The 19,258-nt window shown below is 74.6% G+C and carries 17 protein-coding genes and 1 pseudogene; 10 read left to right on the forward strand and 8 right to left on the reverse strand.

Translation table 11 applies throughout. The features are described from left to right. The first annotated feature begins 109 nt into the window (after positions 1 to 109). The 3 genes from E4U91_RS25580 (at position 110) to E4U91_RS25590 (ending at position 1,674) form a co-directional block, all read left to right on the forward strand. Positions 110 to 490 (forward strand): helix-turn-helix domain-containing protein, encoded by a 381-nt coding sequence (locus E4U91_RS25580; RefSeq protein WP_003993396.1) that lies wholly within the window; start codon positions 110 to 112, stop codon positions 488 to 490. Positions 491 to 696: 206 nt separating this feature from the next. Next, positions 697 to 1,167, forward strand: a complete 471-nt coding sequence (locus E4U91_RS25585) for a Dps family protein (RefSeq protein WP_137308997.1) — start codon at positions 697 to 699, stop codon at positions 1,165 to 1,167. Positions 1,168 to 1,404: 237 nt separating this feature from the next. Beyond that, a complete protein-coding gene (locus E4U91_RS25590; RefSeq protein WP_137308998.1) occupies positions 1,405 to 1,674 on the forward strand; it encodes a hypothetical protein in 270 nt (89 codons plus the stop codon). A 131-nt stretch (positions 1,675 to 1,805) separates the two neighbouring features. On the opposite strand, the gene E4U91_RS25595 is transcribed toward E4U91_RS25590, so the two are convergent. Both E4U91_RS25595 and E4U91_RS25600 read right to left on the reverse strand, forming a co-directional pair. After that, positions 1,806 to 2,660 (reverse strand): Fpg/Nei family DNA glycosylase, encoded by an 855-nt coding sequence (locus tag E4U91_RS25595; protein ID WP_137308999.1) that lies wholly within the window; start codon positions 2,658 to 2,660, stop codon positions 1,806 to 1,808. A 76-nt stretch (positions 2,661 to 2,736) separates the two neighbouring features. Beyond that, a complete protein-coding gene (locus E4U91_RS25600) occupies positions 2,737 to 7,725 on the reverse strand; it encodes an ATP-dependent helicase (protein ID WP_137309000.1) in 4,989 nt (1,662 codons plus the stop codon). Between the two features lie 93 nt (positions 7,726 to 7,818). On the opposite strand from E4U91_RS25600, the gene E4U91_RS25605 reads away from it, so the two are divergent. From E4U91_RS25605 to E4U91_RS25615, 3 genes are read left to right on the forward strand one after another with little or no spacing between them, the layout of a single operon-like run. Continuing rightward, entirely contained in the window at positions 7,819 to 8,760 is a 942-nt protein-coding gene (locus E4U91_RS25605; protein WP_137309001.1) for an AraC family transcriptional regulator, read from the forward strand. Then, positions 8,724 to 9,563, forward strand: coding sequence for an AzlC family ABC transporter permease (locus E4U91_RS25610; RefSeq protein WP_241678682.1), 840 nt, complete (start codon positions 8,724 to 8,726; stop codon positions 9,561 to 9,563). The genes E4U91_RS25605 and E4U91_RS25610 overlap by 37 nt, the downstream gene beginning before the upstream one ends. Continuing rightward, positions 9,560 to 9,868 (forward strand): AzlD domain-containing protein, encoded by a 309-nt coding sequence (locus E4U91_RS25615; RefSeq protein ID WP_137309002.1) that lies wholly within the window; start codon positions 9,560 to 9,562, stop codon positions 9,866 to 9,868. The genes E4U91_RS25610 and E4U91_RS25615 overlap by 4 nt, the downstream gene beginning before the upstream one ends. 131 nt (positions 9,869 to 9,999) lie before the next feature. Here the strand turns inward: E4U91_RS25615 and E4U91_RS25620 are convergent, their stop codons facing one another. Then, positions 10,000 to 10,944: a hypothetical protein gene (locus tag E4U91_RS25620; protein WP_137309003.1), complete on the reverse strand. Its 945-nt coding sequence runs from the start codon at positions 10,942 to 10,944 to the stop codon at positions 10,000 to 10,002. 79 nt (positions 10,945 to 11,023) lie between these two features. On the opposite strand from E4U91_RS25620, the gene E4U91_RS25625 reads away from it, so the two are divergent. Then, positions 11,024 to 11,218, forward strand: a complete 195-nt coding sequence (locus E4U91_RS25625; RefSeq protein WP_137309004.1) for a DUF3046 domain-containing protein — start codon at positions 11,024 to 11,026, stop codon at positions 11,216 to 11,218. Positions 11,219 to 11,383: 165 nt separating this feature from the next. Next, a complete protein-coding gene (locus E4U91_RS25630; protein WP_277755369.1) occupies positions 11,384 to 12,667 on the forward strand; it encodes an AI-2E family transporter in 1,284 nt (427 codons plus the stop codon). A 445-nt stretch (positions 12,668 to 13,112) separates the two neighbouring features. Here the strand turns inward: E4U91_RS25630 and E4U91_RS25635 are convergent. Continuing rightward, positions 13,113 to 13,772, reverse strand: a pseudogene (locus E4U91_RS25635) (hypothetical protein); the annotation flags it as partial. Positions 13,773 to 14,087: 315 nt separating this feature from the next. Between E4U91_RS25635 and recA the strand changes: the two are divergent. Together recA and recX are read left to right on the forward strand one after the other, a co-directional pair. Then, a complete protein-coding gene (gene recA / locus E4U91_RS25640) occupies positions 14,088 to 15,224 on the forward strand; it encodes a recombinase RecA (protein ID WP_137309006.1) in 1,137 nt (378 codons plus the stop codon). Positions 15,225 to 15,231: 7 nt separating this feature from the next. Continuing rightward, positions 15,232 to 15,924, forward strand: a complete 693-nt coding sequence (gene recX, locus E4U91_RS25645; RefSeq protein ID WP_241678683.1) for a recombination regulator RecX — start codon at positions 15,232 to 15,234, stop codon at positions 15,922 to 15,924. 106 nt (positions 15,925 to 16,030) lie between these two features. Here the strand turns inward: recX and E4U91_RS25650 are convergent, their stop codons facing one another. The 4 genes from E4U91_RS25650 to E4U91_RS25660 form a co-directional block, all read right to left on the reverse strand. After that, on the reverse strand, positions 16,031 to 16,486 hold the full coding sequence (locus E4U91_RS25650; RefSeq protein ID WP_137310995.1) for a rhodanese-like domain-containing protein: 456 nt from the start codon (positions 16,484 to 16,486) through the stop codon (positions 16,031 to 16,033). Positions 16,487 to 16,488: 2 nt separating this feature from the next. Continuing rightward, positions 16,489 to 17,055, reverse strand: a complete 567-nt coding sequence (locus E4U91_RS25655; protein WP_371555140.1) for a cupin domain-containing protein — start codon at positions 17,053 to 17,055, stop codon at positions 16,489 to 16,491. Positions 17,056 to 17,134: 79 nt separating this feature from the next. After that, positions 17,135 to 17,221, reverse strand: coding sequence for a putative leader peptide (locus E4U91_RS39930; RefSeq protein ID WP_313960178.1), 87 nt, complete (start codon positions 17,219 to 17,221; stop codon positions 17,135 to 17,137). Positions 17,222 to 17,428: 207 nt separating this feature from the next. Then, on the reverse strand, positions 17,429 to 19,093 hold the full coding sequence (locus E4U91_RS25660; protein WP_137309007.1) for an FAD-dependent monooxygenase: 1,665 nt from the start codon (positions 19,091 to 19,093) through the stop codon (positions 17,429 to 17,431). Between the last annotated feature and the right edge of the window lie 165 nt (positions 19,094 to 19,258).

Below are 19,258 nucleotides of genomic sequence, written 5' to 3' on the forward strand. Positions count from 1 at the left end.
TGTTTGCAGCCCTGAGTGAACACGACATCGCTCCCCGCACGGCCGCGGCGCAAGGCGGTACGGTGGGGCGTGAAGGATGCGGCTACGCGGTCCGAGGAGGGAGCCACCGATGATTCTGCTCCGTCGCCTGCTGGGTGACGTGCTGCGTCGGCAGCGCCAGCGCCAGGGCCGTACTCTGCGCGAAGTCTCCTCGTCCGCCCGAGTCTCACTCGGCTATCTCTCCGAGGTGGAGCGGGGGCAGAAGGAGGCTTCCTCCGAGCTGCTCTCCGCCATCTGCGACGCGCTGGACGTACGGATGTCCGAGCTCATGCGGGAAGTGAGCGACGAGCTCGCCCTCGCCGAGCTGGCCCAGTCTGCTGCGGCCACCCCCAGTGAACCCGTGCCCACGCCGGTGCGTCCCATGCTGGGCTCCGTGTCGGTGACCGGTGTGCCACCGGAACGGGTGACCATCAAGGCCCCCGCCGAGGCGGTCGACGTGGTCGCCGCCTGACGCTGTACCCCTGAGCGGTACGGCAGGCACACGACAACTTGTGCGAAGCCCCGGCCGGGGCTTCCCCGGGGAGACCCGGGGGAGACCGGCCGGGGCTCTCTCATTCCCGCGATGCCCGGTATGCGTGCGTTTGCCGCTCCGGAATCGGGAGGTCATCGTGGAGGGGCCAGCGGGGGAGTGAGCGGTATCCGAGCCGGGAGATGAGCATGTCCGTCGTGAAGAGCCCACTGCCCGAGGGCGATCTGAAGACCGTGTCCGAGGCGCTGCAGGGCGCCCTGGTCGACCTGGTCGATCTGGCCCTCGTCGCCAAGCAGGTGCACTGGAACGTCGTGGGCCCCCGCTTCCGGTCGGTCCACCTCCAGCTCGACGAGGTCGTCGACAGCGCGCGCACCCACTCCGACACGGTCGCCGAACGGGCCTCGGCACTCGGGGTGTCGCCCGACGGCCGGGCGGCGACGGTGGCCTCCGGCAGCGGGATCGCCGCGGTGGCACCGGGCTGGGTCAAGGACACGGACGCGGTCGGGGCCCTGGTGGCGGCGCTGGGCTCGGTGATCACCCGGATGAGGGAACGCGTGACGACCACCGCCGAGGCGGACCCGGTCAGCCAGGACATCTTCATCACGATCACGGCGGACCTGGAGAAGCACCACTGGATGTTCCAGGCGGAGAACAGCTGACACGGCGGCTGCCGTGGAACACGGTGGCGGTGTCCGGCGCGGTGATGCGCCGTCCTGCGGTGAAGGTGTTCGGGCGCGGTGATACGACGTAGTGCGGTGAAGCGCTCGGGCGCGGTGAGGCGCCGTCGTGCGGTGAAGACCGCGGGCGCAGTGAGGCACCGTCGTGTCGCTGGTGCGCCCTGCCGGGCCGTGCGGGCGTGCTCCGGCGTCCGGCTGGGCGGGAGGGAGGTGCGGGCCATGACCGGGCGAACCGTGCGCTGGGGGGCCGCTCTGGGGTTCGGGGCGGTGTGGTGGTGGGCCGTGCTGCGCCTGGCCCTGGTGCCCGACGCCGGGCCGGTGGAGGGCGCCGTGGCGGCCGGTGGGTGGGGGCTGAGCCTGCTGCCGGTGCACTGTGTGCCGAAGGGCCGGGCGGCGGGCGCGCTGGCGGCGGGGCGGTGGCGTGGAGCGTGGGGGTGGGTCGCGGGGCGGGATCAGGGTGTCGTGGGGGACGGGTCGGAGTCGTTGTGAACGGCCGACGCTGTTGAGGCAGGGCTTCTGAGGCCTCCGGAGGCATTCGGAGGGCCTCGGAGGGCTTCCGGGAGGCGACCGGAAGGCCTCGGAGGGCTTCGGGGAGGCAACCGGAGGGGTCTAGGCAGTCGTCAACCGCGGGCGCCGGGGCGGGAGCCGGCCGGCTTCGTGGTGTGGCTCGCGGCGTTCCGGGTGGGAGCCGGGCCGGTCTGGCAGTGCGGGCACCAGTACGTCGGGCGGTCGCGGGAGCCGTCGCCCTGGTCGGCGAGCCGGATGGGGGTGCCGCAGCGCAGGCAGGGGCGGCGGGCCCGGCCGTAGGTGAAGACTTCGGGGCCGCGGCGGCCGGTGGTGTTGCGGATGGGGCGGTCCCGGTTGGCCTCCAGGAGCCGCTGGGCGAGCGCGGGCAGCTTGGCCGCGCGGTCGGCGGGGAGCGCGCCGACGGGGAGCCAGGGGGTGGCGCCGAGCAGGAAGCACAGCTCGCACTTGTAGACATTGCCGATGCCGGCCAGGTTGCGCTGGTCGAGCAGGGCCTCGCCGAGGGGGCGGTCGGGGTCGGCGAGCAGGTTCGCCAGGGCCTGTTCCGGGTTCCAGTCCGGGCCGAGCAGGTCGGGGCCGAGGTGTCCGACCACTTGGTCCTCGTCGGCGGTGTGCAGGAGCTCCAGCACGGGGAGGCGGTAGCCGACGGCGGTGCGGTCGGCGGTGCCGAGGATCGCGCGGATCTGGTACGCGGGGCCGCCGCTCCAGCGCTGGTCGGGGGCGAAGACCTTCCAGGCGCCGTCCATCCGCAGGTGCGAGTGCAGGGTCAGGCCGCCGTCGACGCGGGTGAGGAGGTGCTTGCCGCGCGGGGTCACGTCGAGGACCGCGCGGCCGCTGAGGTCGGTCAGGGCGTACTTGGGGACGCGGAGGTCGGAGTGGGTCAGCACCTTGCTCGCGAGGGCGGTGTGCAGCCGTCGCGCGGTCTGCCAGACCGTGTCACCTTCGGGCATGGGTCAAGGGTGGCACGGGCGCGGCGATCGAAACCTGCCCGGTGCGGGGAGGGGTTCGGAGGGGGCCTGGAGGGTGTCAGGCACGCAGGCGCAGCCCCCGGGGGGTCGCGATGAAGCCCGCAGATTCGAGCAGGGTGCCGAGGGGGGAGGTCAGGGCCGCGACGCCGTTGACGCGTTCCACGGTGACGGTGCCCAGGGCGCCCGCGCGGGCCGCCGTGGCGAGGGCTTCGGCCGCGATCTGCAGGCGGGGGTCGTCGCCGGGGGCCGCGTCGGCGTCCGGGGAGGCGGGCCAGGCCAGCAGGGTCTTGCCGCCGCGCTCCATGTAGAGCGTCAGCTCGCCGTCGACCAGCACCACCAGGGAACCCGCCTTGCGGCCCGGCTTGTGTCCGGCGCCCGTCGGGGGCTCCGGCCAGCCGAGGGCGGCGCCGTAGGCGTTGGCCGGGTCGGCGGCGGCCAGGACGACCGCGCGGGAGGCGGGGGTGGCACGGCGGCCGCCCCGGTCCGCGAAGCGCTGGCCGTACGCGCCCTGGCCGGAGGAGCCCGGCCCGTAGGGGTTCTGGCCGTCCCGGCTCCGGGGGGCGCCGGCGTACGGGTTCGGCGAGCCGCCGCGCGGGCCGCCGGCGCCCGGGTCGGACAGGTCGCGCGGGGAGATCCACTCGCTGGGGGTGGTCGCGAAGTCCGGGAAGTCCGCGTCCGGGGCATCGGCGAAGTCGGGCAGCGCGGTGTACGGGGCGGGCGCGTCGAAGCCGGTGGCTCCGGCGGGTGCCCCGCCGTCGGGGACCGGACCGGCGCCGAAGACCATCGGGTCCACCCGGCCGTCTCCGCGGTCGCGCGCGTTGGCCACCGCGCGGAGCCGGTCCACCGCGCCGTCCATCGCGAACTGGGCGGCGCCGAGCCCCTCCACCACGTAACCGCGGCGGGCCTGGCCGCTGTCCTCGAAGGCCGACAGGACGCGGTACGTCGCCGAGAAGCCGCCCTCGACACCCTCGGCGGCCACCGCGCCCCGGGTCACCACCCCGTGCCGGTCGAGGAGCGAACGGGCCAGGGCGTGGGCTCGGACCGTGGGGTCGGTCTCGTGGGCCGGCAGCAGCGACCAGCGGCCCGCGACCGTCGGGGGACCGCCCCGGGACGCGGAGCGGGCGGCGGCCGTCAGCGAGCCGTAGCGGCCGCGCGGGACCGCGCGCTTGGCGCGGTGGGCCGTGGAGCCCGCGGTGCGGCCGGAGCCCAGCAGGGACCGCATCGGCGCGAGGGTGTCGTTGGTGAGGCGGCCCGACCAGGCCAGGTCCCACAGGGCGTCCGCGAGGTGCGGGTCGGTGGCGTCCGGGTGCGTGGTCGCCCGGACCTGATCGGCGATCTGGCGGAAGAACAGGCCGTAGCCGCCGGAGAGGGCGTCGAGCACCGACTGGTGCAGGGCGGTCAGCTCCAGGGGGTGCGGTGCGGGCAGGAGCAGCGGGGCGGCGTCGGCCAGGTACAGGGAGATCCAGCCGTCCTTGCCGGGCAGGGACCCGGCGCCCGCCCAGACGACCTCGCCCGCGGCGGTGAGTTCGTCGAGCATCGCGGGGGCGTAGTCGGTCACGCGGGAGGGCAGCACGAGCCTCTCCAGGGCGGACGCCGGGACCGACGCGCCCTGCAACTGCTCGACGGCGCGCACCAGTCCGTCGACGCCGCGCAGCGCGTGGCCCGTGCCGATGTGCTGCCACTGGGGGAGGAATTGGGCGAGCGCGGCCGGCGGCACCGGCTCCAGTTCGTGCCGCAGCGCGGCCAGCGAGCGGCGGCGCAGCCGGCGCAGGACGGTCGCGTCGCACCACTCCTGGCCGATCCCGGCCGGGTGGAACTCGCCCTGGACGACCCGGCCGCTCGCGGCCAGCCGCTGGAGGGCGCCCTCCGTGACCGCCACGCCCAGGCCGAAGCGGGCGGCCGCCGTCGCCGAGGTGAACGGGCCATGGGTGCGGGCGTAGCGCGCGAGGAGGTCGCCCAGCGGGTCCTTCACCGGCTCGGTGAACGCCTCCGGGACGCCGACGGGCAGCGCGGTGCCCAGGGCGTCGCGCAGGCGACCCGCGTCTTCGATCGCGGCCCAGTGGTCGGTGCCGGCGACCCGGACCTTGATGGCGCGGCGGGCGGCGGCCAGCTCGGGCGCCCAGTGCGGCTCGGCGCCGCGCTCGGCCAGCTCCGCGTCGGTGAGCGGGCCGAGCAGGCGCAGGAGGTCCGCGACGCCCTCGGCGTCCTTGACGCGGCGGTCCTCGGTGAGCCACTGCAGCTCCTGCTCCAGCTCGGCCAGCACCTCCGCGTCGAGCAGCTCGCGCAGCTCCGCCTGGCCGAGCAGTTCGGCGAGCAGCCGGGAGTCCAGGGACAGCGCGGCGGCGCGACGCTCGGCGAGCGGGGAGTCGCCCTCGTACAGGAACTGGGCGACGTAGCCGAAGAGCAGGGAGCGCGCGAAGGGGGACGGCTCGGGTGTGGTGACCTCGACCAGGCGGACCCTGCGGGACTCCAGGTCACCCATCAGTTCCACCAGCCCGGGGACGTCGAACACGTCCTGCAGGCACTCGCGGACGGCCTCCAGGACGATGGGGAACGACCCGAACTCGCTCGCCACCTCCAGCAGTTGCGCGGCGCGCTGGCGCTGCTGCCACAGCGGGGTGCGCCGGCCGGGGGTGCGGCGCGGCAGCAGCAGCGCGCGGGCGGCGCACTCGCGGAAGCGGGAGGCGAACAGGGCCGAGCCGCCGACCTGGTCGGTGACGACCTGGTCGACCTCGCCCTTGTCGAAGACGACGTCGGCCGCGCCGACCGGGGCCTGGTCGGCGTCGTACTCCGTGCCGGCCGTCCTCGGCTCCTGGTCGAGCAGGTCCAGGCCCATCAGGTCGGCGTCGGGCAGGCGCAGCACGATGCCGTCGTCGGCGTGCATGACCTGGGCGTCCATGCCGTACCGCTCGGCGAGCCGGGCGTTCAGGGCGAGGGCCCAGGGGGCGTGCACCTGCGCGCCGAAGGGGGAGTGCACGACGACGCGCCAGTCGCCCAGCTCGTCGCGGAAGCGCTCCACCACGATGGTGCGGTCGTCGGGGACGTGGCCGCAGGCCTCGCGCTGTTCGTCCAGGTAGGTCAGCACGTTGTCCACGGCCCAGGCGTCCAGGCCCGCGGTGAGCAGGCGCAGCCGGGCGTCCTCCTTGGACAGTGAGCCCACCTCGCGCAGGAACGCGCCCACCGCACGGCCCAGTTCCAGCGGGCGGCCCAGCTGGTCGCCCTTCCAGAAGGGCAGCCGCCCCGGCACCCCGGGCGCGGGGGAGACCAGCACCCGGTCGCGGGTGATGTCCTCGATGCGCCAGGAGCTCGTGCCGAGGGTGAAGACGTCGCCCACGCGCGACTCGTAGACCATCTCCTCGTCCAGCTCACCGACCCGGCCGCCGCCCTTCTTCGGGTCGGAGCCCGCGAGGAACACGCCGAACAGGCCGCGGTCGGGGATCGTGCCGCCCGAGGTGACGGCGAGGCGCTGGGCGCCGGGGCGGCCGGTCACCGTGCCGGTGACCCGGTCCCACACCACGCGCGGGCGCAGCTCGGCGAACGCGTCCGACGGATAGCGCCCGGCGAGCATGTCGAGGGTCGCCGTGAACGCCGACTCCGGCAGCGAGGCGAACGGCGCGGCCCGGCGGACCATGGCCAGCAGGTCGTCCACCTGCCAGGAGTCCATCGAGGTCATCGCGACCAGCTGCTGGGCCAGGACGTCCAGCGGGTTGGCGGGCACGCGCAGGGACTCGATCGCGCCCTGCCGCATCCGCTCGGTGACGACGGCCGCCTGGACCAGGTCGCCCCGGTACTTCGGGAAGACCACGCCCGTGGAGACGGCGCCCACCTGGTGGCCGGCGCGGCCCACGCGCTGGAGGCCGGAGGCGACCGACGGCGGGGACTCGACCTGCACGACGAGGTCGACGGCGCCCATGTCGATGCCCAGCTCCAGGCTGGACGTGGCGACCACGGCGGGCAGGCGGCCGGCTTTCAGGTCCTCCTCGACCAGGGCCCGCTGCTCCTTGGAGACCGATCCGTGGTGGGCGCGCGCGATGACCGGCGGGGCGCCCTGGGCGGCGCCCGAGCCGCCCATCAGCTCGGCCGGGGAGTGGTGCTCGTCCAGGGGCTCGCCGGTGGCGCGCTCGTAGGCGATCTCGTTCAGCCGGTTGCACAGCCGCTCCGCCAGGCGCCGCGAGTTCGCGAAGACGATCGTGGAACGGTGGGCCTGGACCAGGTCGGTGATCCGCTCCTCGACGTGCGGCCAGATCGAGGGGCGCTCGGCGCCCTCCGAGCCGTCGGCGACCGGGGAGCCGCCCAGCTCTGCGAGGTCCTCCACGGGCACGACGACCGACAGGTCGAACTCCTTGCCGGACTCCGGCTGGACGATCTCCACCTTGCGGCGCGGCGACAGGTACCGCGCGACCTCGTCGACCGGACGGACCGTCGCCGACAGGCCGATCCGGCGGGCCGGCTTCGGCAGCAGCTCGTCCAGCCGCTCAAGCGACAGCGCCAGGTGCGCACCGCGCTTGGTGCCCGCGACCGCGTGCACCTCGTCCAGGATCACCGTCTCCACGCCGGTCAGCGCGTCACGCGTGGCCGACGTCAGCATCAGGAACAGCGACTCCGGCGTGGTGATCAGGATGTCCGGCGGGCGCGTGGACAGCGCGCGGCGCTCTGCGGGCGGGGTGTCGCCGGAGCGGATGCCCACCTTCACCTCGGGCTCGGGCAGGCCGAGGCGCACCGACTCCTGGCGGATGCCGGTCAGGGGACTGCGGAGGTTGCGCTCCACGTCCACCGCGAGGGCCTTCAACGGCGACACGTACAGCACGCGGCAGCGCTTCTTCGGGTCGGCCGGCGGGGGCGTCGAGGCGAGCTGGTCCAGCGCGGCGAGGAAGGCCGCCAGGGTCTTGCCGGAGCCGGTCGGGGCCACCACCAGCACGTCCGAGCCCTCGCCGATGGCCTGCCACGCGCCCGACTGGGCCGCGGTGGGCGCGGAGAACGCCCCCGTGAACCAGCCGCGGGTCGCGGGGGAGAAGCCGTCGAGGGCCCGGTGTGCGGAGCTGACCATGCGTCCATCCTGCACCCGGCCACTGACAATGGCCCTGAGCTGCGTGGACGGCGCGGCCTCGGGACGCCGGACGGCGGGACGGAGAATGGGGGCATGGCAGGTTCGGGCGAGCGGGCGCGGCACTGGCAGTACGAGGAGCTGCCCGGTGTCGACCTGCTGCGCGCGCGGTACGTCCGCAAGGCGTTCGCGCGGCACACCCACGAGGAGTTCGTGATCGCCGCCATCGCCGACGGCGTCGAGGTCTTCCACCACGGCGGCGCGGAGCAGTACGCAGGGCCCGGAGCCCTCGCGCTGGTCAACCCGGACACCCCGCACACCGGGCGGGCCGGGGTGCCCGAGGGGTGGCGGTACGGGGCGGTGTACCCGTCGCCCGAGGTGGTCGCGGCGATAGCGGCCGAGACGACGACGCTGCGGGGCACGCCCGCGTTCGTCAGCCCGGTGCTCGACGACCCCTACGCGGGCGCGCTCGTGCACAAGGTGCTGAGGGCCGCCGACGAGGGCAATGCGCTGGCCGCCGACACGCTGCTGAGGGTGGCCGTGACCCGCCTGCTCCGGCTGAACGGCGGCTCCCTGCCGGCCCGGCCGGTGCGCACCGCCGGTGCCCGCCTCGCGGCACGCGCGCGGGCCGTGCTGGAGGAGCGGCTGGCCGGGCCGCCGACCCTCGAGCAGCTGGCCGCCGACCTGGGCACCAGCCCGTTCGCCCTGCTGCGCGCCTTCCGGGACGCCTACGGCATGCCCCCACACGCGTGGCTCACGGACGCGCGGGTGCGGCGGGCCCGGCGGATGCTGGACGCCGGCACCGCCCCGGCCGAGGCGGCCGTGGCCGTCGGCTTCACCGACCAGCCCCACCTCAACCGCCACTTCACCCGGATCGTGGGCGTACCGCCGGGCGCCTACCGGCGGGAGCGCTCGGGCCGGGGCGAGCCGGAGGACCGGGACGGCGGCGGGCGCAAGAACGTACAAGACACCGCGGCGCGGCTGCTCCTACCGTCGGACGCGTGGGAGAACGAACAGCACTCGCGGACACGGACGTGACAGGACCCGACGGCGCGCGACGGCCGGACCGGGCCGTCGTACGGGACGCCCTGGGGGTGGGGATCGCGGTGGGACTGTCGGGGTTCGCCTTCGGGGTGACCTCGGCGGGCAGCGGACTCTCGGTGTGGCAGACCTGCGCGCTGAGCCTGCTGGTGTTCACCGGCGCCTCCCAGTTCGCCCTCGTGGGGGCGCTCGCGGCGGGCGGCAACCCACTCACGGCGGCCGCAGGCGCCTTCTTCCTGGGCGTGCGCAACGCGTTCTACGGGCTGCGCCTGTCCCAGCTGCTGGCCCTCCCGCGCGTGCTGCGCCCGTTCGCCGCACAGTGGGTCATCGACGAGACGACGGCCGTGGCGCTGGCGCAGACCGACCGGCGGGGCGTGCGGCTCGGCTTCGCCGTGACCGGGCTCAGCCTCTACGTGCTGTGGAACCTCACGACGCTGCTGGGCGCCTTGGGCGCGGAGGCCATCGGCGACACGGACGCGTGGGGACTCGACGCGGCGGGCCCGGCGGTCTTCCTGGCGCTGCTCGCGCCCATGCTGAAGTCCGGCACCGAGCGGACGGTGGCCGGCTGCGCCGTCCTGCTCGGCCTCGGTCTGCTGCCCGTCCTCCCGGCGGGCGTGCCCGTGCTGGTCGCGGCCCTGGCGGCACCGGCGGTGCTGTGGGCCCAGGGCATGCGCCGGGGCGGGGAGGGTGCGGCACGGGAGCGCCGGCCCTCGGGCGGCGCCGTGGACCGGCCGGGTACTCAGGGGTCCCAGGCGGCGGTAGCGGAGGCACACGACGACGAGGACGGGGACCAGCGGTGAACACCTGGATCGCCATCGGCGCGACCGCGCTCGGCTGCTACGTCGTCAAGCTGGCCGGGCTCCTGGTGCCCGCCGGAGTCCTGGAACGGCCGCTCGTCCGCAGGCTCGCCGCCCTGCTGCCCGTCGCACTCCTGGCCGCCCTCACGGCCCAGCAGACCTTCGCCGACGGCCACACGCTGGTCCTGGACGCCCGTGCCGCCGGGCTCGCCGCGGCCGCCGTGGCCCTGGTGCTGCGGGCGCCGTTCCTGCTCGTCGTCGCGGCAGCCGTGGTGGTGACGGCGGGGGTGCGGGCGCTGGGAGGCTGAGCGGAGGGATGTACGCGTGCGGGGCGCGACGGTCGGCGGTGGTGGCGCGCGTGGCGTCAGGGGCGACGGCCGGGGGTGGCGGCACACGCGCGGCGCCGGGGGCGACGGGCGGGAGTGGCGGAGTGCTCCCGTCAGCCGATCCGCCTCCCGTACGCCCTGAGCGTGCTCAGCGCCTCGATGGTGACCAGCGCGCGGGACTCCAGGGCGGGCGCGGCGGCCCAGGTGCGCCAGCGGATCGGCCAGCCGCCGTCCTCCTGCTGCTCGGCGGCGAGGTGGTCCAGGGAGCGGGCCATCTCGCCGTCGCTGAACCACGCGCGCGCGAGCGAGTGCGGGGTCCGCGCGAAGTCGTGCGGGAAGTGGTGCTCGGCGGGGGCGTAGCCCGGCGCGACCGGGTACGCCTCCAGGTCGTCCGGATCGAGCGCGGCGAGCCGCTGCTCGCGCACCAGACGGCCCAGCCGCTCGGCGGCCGCCTGCGCGCGGGGGCGGTCGGGCGCGGTGTCGAGGAAGGCCACGGCGGCCTCCACCTCGTACGGGTGGGACGTGCCCAGCGACTCCACCGCCCGCCAGCAGAAGTCGGTCGCCCGGAACAGCCAGGCGTGCCACACCTCGTTGCGGTGCAGCACGCCCACCACCGGCCCGGTGGCGAGAAGTTTGCCCGGCGGGTCGTCGACGACCGGCACGAACGGCGCCGCCGGGTAGCCGCGCTGGCTCGGATGGATCGCCGGCAGGGCGCCGTCGGCCGTGGAGACGGACGTCAGGTACCGGCACACGCGCTCCGCGCGCTGTCCGCCGCAGCGGCCGATGGCGTCCAGCACGCGCAGGGCGTGGGCGGTGTGCAGGGGCTGGCTGACGGGGCCGCGCAGGTCGGGCTCCAGCGCGTGGCCGTAGCCGCCGTCCTCGTTGCGGTAGGCCTCCAGTGCGGTCTCGACGGGGTCGGCGGCGCCGTTCAGGAAGCGGTGGCTGAAGAGGCGCTGTTCCAGCACGCGTGCGGTGAGCCAGACGAAGTGCTCGGCGCGGAAGAGCGGGGACTGCGCCGGGGGCGTCGGGGGGAGTGGGGGTGCTCCGGTGTCGGCCATGGGTCAGACCGTAGGGCGGAAAGCGGTGTCCGCAGGCCGCACCGACCGGGGCCACCCCCGCGGGCGGGATACTGGGATCATGCGGTTGACGGTTTTCTGGGAGCGGATGGCGGAGCACTTCGGTGCGGGGTACGCCGAGACCTTCGCGCGCGACCACGTGATGGCGGAGCTGGGCGGACGCACGGTGCAGGAGGCGCTCGCGGCCGGCTGGGACGCGAAGGACGTGTGGCGCGTGGTCTGCGACGTGATGAACGTGCCCCTGGAGAGGCGCTGATCGGTAACGAAGATCGCAGGGGGGCGCTCGATTGTCGGTGGCGTGGGCGAGACTTGGTCCGTGGCACCCACTGACGACTCCGGGCAGATCGCCCGGCACCCCTCCGCGCCCGGGGAGACGCCCCCGGCCGGACCGGCCGACGGCGCCGCCGCGCCGGGCGCGCGCATGCCCCGCTGGCTCCCGCGCGCGATGGTCCTCGCGCTCGCCCTCATCGCGTTGTTCCAGCTCGGCACCTGGGCCTTCCACCAGGTCCTCGGTCTGCTGATCAACATCCTCATCGCGTTCTTCCTGGCGCTCGCGGTCGAACCCGCGGTCAGCCGGATGGCCTCCTACGGCATGCGCAGGGGGCTCGCCACCTTCATCGTCTTCTTCGGCCTGTTCATCGTCCTCGCCGGGTTCTTCACCCTGCTCGGGTCGATGCTCGCCGGGCAGATCATCAAGCTGGTCGAGGGCTTCCCGGACTACCTCGACTCGGTCATCAGCTGGGTCAACGACACGTTCCACACCCACCTCAGGCGCGTCGACATCCAGGAAGGGCTGCTGCACTCGCAGTGGCTCAAGAAGTACGCGCAGAACAGTGCGGCGGGCGTGCTGGACGTCTCGACCCAGGTCCTCGGCGGGCTCTTCCAGCTGCTGACGATCGCGCTGTTCGCCTTCTACTTCGCCGCCGACGGCCCGCGGCTGCGGCGCGCCCTGTGCTCCGTACTGCCGCCGGCCCGGCAGGCCGAGGTGCTGCGCGCCTGGGAGATCGCCGTCGACAAGACCGGCGGGTACCTGTACTCGCGCGGACTGATGGCGCTGGTCTCCGGGGTCGCGCACTACATACTGTTCCAGGCCCTCGGCATCCCCTACGCGCCCGTGCTCGGTGTGTGGGTGGGCGTGGTCTCCCAGTTCATCCCGACCATCGGCACCTACCTCGCGGGCGCGCTGCCCATGCTGATCGCCTTCACGGTCAACCCCTGGTACGCGCTGTGGGTGCTGATCTTCGTCGTGGTCTACCAGCAGTTCGAGAACTACATGCTCCAGCCCAAGCTGACGGCCAAGACGGTGGACATCCACCCCGCCGTCGCCTTCGGCTCCGTCGTCGCGGGCACCGCGCTGCTCGGCGCGGTCGGCGCGCTGATCGCCATCCCGGCGGTCGCCACGCTCCAGGCGTTCCTCGGGGCGTACGTGAAGCGGTACGCCGTCGCCGACGAGCCTCGTGTGCAGGGCCACCGGACTCGCGGGTCGGGACCGGGCGCCGCCACGCGCGCACGACACCTCTGGACGAGGCGGCGGACGGGGGCGCCGGCCGCACCGCCGGCGGGGAGGGACGCGGTGCACGGGCCGGACACGGACCGGAACGCGCCTGCGGACCCGGGCACGGATACGGGCACGGGCAGGGACACAGGCACGGATACGGATACCGGAACGGGCAGCGGCTCGGGGCCGGACCGGGGATCGGGCTGAGGCGCTGCCGCTCACTGACCGGCCGGGCTCCTGGGAGCGACCCGGCTCAGGGGACCCACCCACCTCAGGGGACCGACCGAGCTCAGGCGACCGACCAGGCCTCGCGGACCGAGCAGGCCCCGGGGACCGGCATCCGGGCCGTCACCACGTGAGCGCCGCCCACGCCGCCGCGCCGACCACGGCCACCCCGTAGCAGCCGGTCGCCAGCGCCACGGCACGCCACCGAGTCCGTTCGTTCCACGACGTCCGGGACAGCAGCAGGGCCAGCGCGGGCAACACCAGGACGGCGTGCAGGCTCACCGCGTGCAGGGGCTTGAGCGGCGCTGTCGAGTGGTACGCCGCCTCCTGGTGACCGGTGCGGGTGAGCACCACCCCGCGCGCGATCATCACCGCGCCGGAGGCCAGGCCCACGAGCAGCACCGCGAACCCCGACCGCACCGCGAGGGGCATGCCCGCGGGACCCGTGGGCCGGTTGGTACGCCGCCTCCTGGTGACCGGTGCGGGTGAGCACCACCCCGCGCGCGATCATCACCGCGCCGGAGGCCAGGCCCACGAGCAGCACCGCGAACCCCGACCGCACCGCGAGGGGCATGCCCGCGGGACCCGTGGGCCGGTGCCGGAACGAGGCGACCGCGAACACGCCGAGGAGCGCCACCAGGACCGCACCGCCCACCGCGAGGGTCAGGGACACCGCGGTGTCGAAGGGCGTCTCCATGTCGAGGTGCGAGGGCACCCCGCGCCACGCCTGGAGGGTGATGCCGCCGACCTCCACGACGCAGTCGGCGGCGAACATGCCGAGCAGCGCGGCGCGCAGTCGCGGCCCGACGCGCAGGTACGACGTGACCCAGGCGGTCGCGACGAGCGTCACCCCGAAGGAGAGGCCGAAGGTGACCGGCTTGCGCCAGGACACGGGGCCGGTCCAGGGACCGCCGTCGACGGCGAACACGAGCAGGTGCGCCAGGCCGGAGCCGACCAGCACCAGCCCGACCGTCAGGCACAGGGCGTCGATGCGGCGGACCGGGAACCGGGCGGGAGCCGGGGCACTGCCGGTGGCGGTGGCGGTGGTGGGGTGGAGGCGCGGGGTCGGAGGGTGCGTGTCGGCCATGGACCGAGCTTCGCGGTACGGCCGCGCCCCGTCGTCGTCCGGCTGGAGACAGTGGGCGTACGCCGGGGGGAGCAGCGGGGGTTCGTACCTCTCGCGGACGGGGACTCCTGTGCCGCGTGGTGCGCTTGACACGAAAATCGAACATCTATTCTTATAGAGGCTCCGGCCCGGTCGGGGAGTGGTGGTTCGTCCCGATTGGGGGCGGGATGCACCCGAGTTATCCACAGGCCGGACCGGCGTCGGGGCGCATTGTCAGTGGCAGGCGTTAGCGTCTTTGACGTGAAGCGATCGACTCAAGCAAATCGGGTGGAACCCATGGCAGGAACCGACCGCGAGAAGGCCCTGGATGCCGCACTCGCACAGATTGAACGGCAATTCGGCAAGGGCGCGGTCATGCGCATGGGCGACCGGACGAACGAGCCCATCGAGGTCATCCCGACCGGCTCGACCGCCCTCGACGTGGCCCTCGGCGTCGGCGGGCTGCCGCGCGGCCGCGTCGTGGAGATCTACGGACCCGAGTCCTCCGGCAAGACCACGCTGACCCTGCACGCCGTGGCCAACGCGCAGAAGGCCGGCGGTCAGGTCGCCTTCGTGGACGCGGAGCACGCCCTCGACCCCGAGTACGCGCGCAAGCTCGGCGTCGACATCGACAACCTGATCCTCTCCCAGCCGGACAACGGCGAGCAGGCGCTGGAGATCGTGGACATGCTGGTCCGCTCCGGCGCGCTCGACCTCATCGTCATCGACTCCGTCGCCGCGCTCGTGCCGCGCGCGGAGATCGAGGGCGAGATGGGCGACAGCCACGTCGGTCTGCAGGCCCGGCTGATGAGCCAGGCGCTGCGGAAGATCACCAGCGCGCTGAACCAGTCCAAGACCACGGCGATCTTCATCAACCAGCTCCGCGAGAAGATCGGCGTGATGTTCGGCTCGCCCGAGACCACGACCGGTGGCCGCGCGCTGAAGTTCTACGCCTCGGTGCGCATCGACATCCGCCGCATCGAGACCCTGAAGGACGGCACGGAGGCGGTCGGCAACCGCACCCGCTGCAAGGTCGTCAAGAACAAGGTGGCCCCGCCCTTCAAGCAGGCCGAGTTCGACATCCTCTACGGCCACGGCATCAGCCGCGAGGGCGGCCTGATCGACATGGGCGTGGAGCACGGCTTCGTCCGCAAGGCCGGCGCCTGGTACACGTACGAGGGCGACCAGCTCGGCCAGGGCAAGGAGAACGCCCGCAACTTCCTCAAGGACAACCCCGACCTCGCCAACGAGATCGAGAGGAAGATCAAGGAGAAGCTGGGCGTCGGTGTGCGTCCGGCGGAGCCCACCCCCGAGGCGGCTGCCGACGCCGCGGTCACCGCGCCCGGCGCGCCCGCGGACGAGGCAGGCAAGGCCCCGGCCGCCCCGGCCGCCGCCAAGACGGCCAAGACCAAGGCCGCCGCTGCCAAGAGCTGACCGACCCGTGACACGACGAACGGACTGGGTCGACGAGCTCACCCCTCCCGACGCTTCCCCGGACGGCACGCGTGACGGCGGGCCGCGCGGGCGGGGCGGCCGTCGCGGACGCCGTTCCGCGCAGCCGCCCGGTGCGGACGAAGGCTCCTCCTCCTCGTCGAGGGCCGAGCAGGGGGAGTCTTCAGGGGACCCGGCTGAGCGGGCTCGGGCGATCTGCCTGCGCCTGCTCACCGGGACCCCGCGCACGCGGAAGCAACTCGCGGACGCGCTGCACAAGCGGGAGATCCCGGACGAGGTGGCCGAGGAGGTGCTCTCGCGGTTCGAGGAGGTCGGGCTGATCGACGACGGCGCCTTCGCGGACGCCTGGGTGGAGTCCCGGCACCACGGCCGGGGCCTGGCCCGGCGGGCCCTCGCGCGGGAGCTGCGCACCAAGGGCGTCGACTCGGCGCTGATCGACGAGGCCGTCTCCCAGCTCGACTCCGAGCAGGAGGAGGCGACGGCGCGGGAGCTGGTCGCCCGCAAGCTGCGCTCCACCCGCGGCCTGGACCGCGACAAACGGCTGCGCCGCCTGGCCGGCATGCTGGCCCGCAAGGGCTACCCCGAGGGCATGGCCCTGCGGGTGGTCCGCCGGGCCCTGGAGGAAGAGGGCGAGGACGCGGACTTCCTCGACGGCGATGAGGGCGCCGACGGGCAGTACTGAGGGCGCAGGGCGCGTTGCGACGTGAGCACTGCCCGAGGGACACTCCCTCGCTCCCTTGCCGTACTGCCCGAGGCGCACCTCCTCGCCCTCCTGCCCCGAGGGGCGTCTACCGATCCGCCGTCGGCTCCTCGCTCACCGGGAGCCCCGCCGCCCGCCACGCCTGGAAGCCGCCGACCAGGTCGGTCGCGCGGTGCAGGCCCAGCTGGTGGAGGGACGCGACGGCGAGGCTGGAGGCGTACCCCTCGTTGCACAGCACGACGATCCGCAGGTCGTGGCCGGTGGCCTCGGGGACCCGGTGGCTGCCCCGGGGGTCGAGGCGCCACTCCAGTTCGTTGCGCTCGATGACCAGCGCGCCGGGGACGAGCCCGTCCCGCTCGCGCAGGGCGGCGTACCGGATGTCGACCAGCAGGGCCTCGCCGGCCCGGGCGGCCGCGTAGGCATCGGGTGCCTCGACGCGCTCGTAGCGGGCGCGCACCTGTTCCAGCAGTTCGTCCACGCCCACGGGCGCGGCGGTGTCCGGCCCGGTGCGCGGTGCGGTTTCCTGCGTGCCGTTTCGACGGATGCTCACTGCCAGTCCTCCGGGCGCTCGACCTGCTCCAGCCGGAGCACCGCGCCGGTGCGGCTGTAGCGCCGGATCTGCGGCAGGGGCGGGTAGTAGGCGTGCACGGAGATCGCGTGGTGCTCGGTGGACTCGTTGAGCACCTCGTGCACGTGGTGGTGTCCGAAGGCGCGGCCGCGGCCGGCGGACAGCCGACGGGAGCGGTCGACGCCCTCGGTGAGTTCCAGGGTCTTCCAGCCGTCGGTGGGCAGCCGCGCGGCGAGCGAGTTCTCCGTCAGCTCGCCCTGTGCGGTGAGGAAGGCGCCGACCGAGTCGGCGTGGTCGTGCCAGCCGGTGCCGCTGCCGGGCGGCCAGCCGATCAGCCAGGCCTCGCTGCCGCCGGGCCCTTCGAGGCGCACCCAGGTGCGGCCCTCCGGGTCGAGGGGGAGCGAGGAGATCAGCTCGGCGTCGGCGGCCGTCCGCCGGACGAAGTCGAGGAGTTCGGCCTGCGTCGGCGCCGCGGCGGGCGGGGCGGCGGAGGGCAGGGCCGAGGAGGGCGGGGAGGGCAGAGAGGCAGGGGGAACGACAGACACGTGCACCGTCCTGAAGAGCGTTCGCGGGAGCGCACGGCGGCGCGGAGCGCCGGGCCGGCGGAAAAGGGGGTGTGCGAAGTCAGCAGGACGGGCGACACACGCAGCCCGCGTAGCGGACGAGGTCCATGTGGACCCTCCGCCACAGGCGCACGCAGGTGTCGGTCACGATCCGGAGTACACCATGCCGGTGCGGACCGGTCAACTCACTGTCACTATGCGGACCGTACGGTGACCGTGCGTGCGACCGGGGGCCACCGGGCGGGGGTCGGCGGACCCGGGTCGGCGGACCCGGTCGGCGGTCGAGAACCCCGACGGAGCCCCCGGCACCGCCTCACCGGACCGGCCCCGCCTCAGCTCACCGACCGACCGAACCTCACCCCGCCGCCGACCCCGCCCTCGCCTCCGCCGCCCTCGCCTCCGCCGCTCTCGCCTCCGTCTCGGCCCGTTCCGCGGTACCGCCGACGGCGGCCTCCGCCGCGGCGTACAGGTCGGCGGGGCGGACGCCGCTCAGCGCGGTGACCAGGTGGCCGTCAGGGCGGACCAGCAGCACGGTGTGGGCGGCCGCGCCCGGGTAGCTCTCGGCGACCAGCAGCTCGGTCGGGTGCGGCAACGCGGTCACCGCGGCGGCCAGCCGCGGCATCAGCCCCGCGCTCATCCAGTGCTTGCGCTCCCAGACGCCCGTGCCCGGCGCGATGAGCACGACGAGCAGCGCGCCGCGGCCCAGCCGGTCGCGCAGCTGGACGAACGAGCCGTCCTCGGCCGTCACCCGCACGTCCACCACGGGCGCGCCCGGCGCGGTGTCCACCGGGACCTCGCCCTCCAGCGGCCCGGGCGCCAGGGGCGAGTCGGCGTACGTACCGGGATCGCCGAGCGGGCCGCGGCCGAGGTGGCCGTCGGTCAGCAGTGCTTCGTGGCCCCGGGCGGCACCGGGGATGTACGCCCTGATGCCCCCGCCGCCGCGCAGCAGCGGCAGCACCTGGTCGGCGGCGCGCAGCCGGGCGGCGACGGCGGCGCGGCGCTCGGTCTGGTAGCTGTCGAGCAGCGCCTCGTGACCCCCGTGGTGCCAGGCGGCGGCCAGCTTCCAGGCGAGGTTGTCGGCGTCCCGCAGGCCCTCCGCCAGCCCCTGGGTGCCGAACGCGCCGAGCAGGTGCGCGGCGTCCCCGGCGAGGAACACCCGCCCGGCGCGCCAGCGCCGGGCCAGGCGGTGGTGCACCGTGTGCACACCGGTGTCGAGCAGCTCGTACGCCGGGGTCGAACCGCCGTGCCAGCCGGCGAGGGTCTCGCGCACGCGGGCGACGAGCAGGTCGGGCGTGACGAGGTCCTTGCCGGGCGGGAGCAGCCAGTCCAGGCGCCAGACGCCGTCCGGGAGGGGGCGGGCGGTGACCTCCCCGGCCGACGGTCCGGACGTCCGCCACGGCGGCATCCGGTGGAGCAACGCGTGGCCGTCCCAGGGAAGTTCCCCGCGCAGCGCGGCCACGGCGTGTCGCTCGACCGCCGTACGGCCGGGGAAGCGGATGTCCTGGAGCTTGCGGACCGTCGAGCGGGGGCCGTCGCAGCCGACCAGGTAACTGCCGCGCCACCAGGTGCCGCTGGGGCCGCGGGTGTGGGCGGTGACGCCGGACGGCTCCTGTTCGACGGCGTCCAGGCGGTTGTCGACGGCGACCTTGACGAGTCGTTCCTGCGCGAGCGCCGCGCGCAGCGCGCCGGTCAGGACGTGCTGGGCGACGTGCACGGGGGCGGGACCGGTGTCGTCCGAGGTGTCGTGGGCGGTGTCGGCGAACGTGATCTCGCGCATCACCTGCTTGCGCCGCATCGACCGCCATCCGGCCCAACGTTCGCCGATCGCGTCGAGGGGCACGCCGGTCAGCCGCTCCATCAGCGCGGCGGTGTCCGCGCCGAGGACGACGGTGCGGGCGAGCCGGGGTTCGTCCTTGCCCGGACCCTCGTCGAGGACGACCGAGGGGACGTCCTGACGGGCCAGTGCCAGGGCGAGCGTGAGGCCCACGGGCCCGGCTCCGACGATGATCACCGGGTCCACGGTGCCGCGCCCCCCGCCCGTGACGATGCCCTCGACGAATCAACTGGACCAGGGGTTGGAGCAGGGTGCACGATCACACAACGTATGCAACCCATTGGCGCTGTTTGCGTCAAGCGACGGAGGCAGTGGCGCACGCACCACTGCCTCCGGGTCCCGCCTGGTCAC

The organism is Streptomyces lasalocidi (genome assembly GCF_005280215.1).
Classification (GTDB): Bacteria; Actinomycetota; Actinomycetes; order Streptomycetales; family Streptomycetaceae; genus Streptomyces; species Streptomyces longwoodensis.

Bases quoted from the DNA above. Each gene is read 5' to 3' on its own strand.
- E4U91_RS25580 (WP_003993396.1), top strand. From the start codon at position 110: ATGATTCTGCTCCGTCGCCTGCTGGGTGACGTGCTGCGTCGGCAGCGC.
- E4U91_RS25585 (WP_137308997.1), top strand. From the start codon at position 697: ATGTCCGTCGTGAAGAGCCCACTGCCCGAGGGCGATCTGAAGACCGTG.
- E4U91_RS25590 (WP_137308998.1), top strand. From the start codon at position 1,405: ATGACCGGGCGAACCGTGCGCTGGGGGGCCGCTCTGGGGTTCGGGGCG.
- E4U91_RS25595 (WP_137308999.1), bottom strand. From the start codon at position 2,660: ATGCCCGAAGGTGACACGGTCTGGCAGACCGCGCGACGGCTGCACACC.
- E4U91_RS25600 (WP_137309000.1), bottom strand. From the start codon at position 7,725: ATGGTCAGCTCCGCACACCGGGCCCTCGACGGCTTCTCCCCCGCGACC.
- E4U91_RS25605 (WP_137309001.1), top strand. From the start codon at position 7,819: ATGGCAGGTTCGGGCGAGCGGGCGCGGCACTGGCAGTACGAGGAGCTG.
- E4U91_RS25620 (WP_137309003.1), bottom strand. From the start codon at position 10,944: ATGGCCGACACCGGAGCACCCCCACTCCCCCCGACGCCCCCGGCGCAG.
- E4U91_RS25625 (WP_137309004.1), top strand. From the start codon at position 11,024: ATGCGGTTGACGGTTTTCTGGGAGCGGATGGCGGAGCACTTCGGTGCG.
- E4U91_RS25630 (WP_277755369.1), top strand. From the start codon at position 11,384: ATGCCCCGCTGGCTCCCGCGCGCGATGGTCCTCGCGCTCGCCCTCATC.
- recA (WP_137309006.1), top strand. From the start codon at position 14,088: ATGGCAGGAACCGACCGCGAGAAGGCCCTGGATGCCGCACTCGCACAG.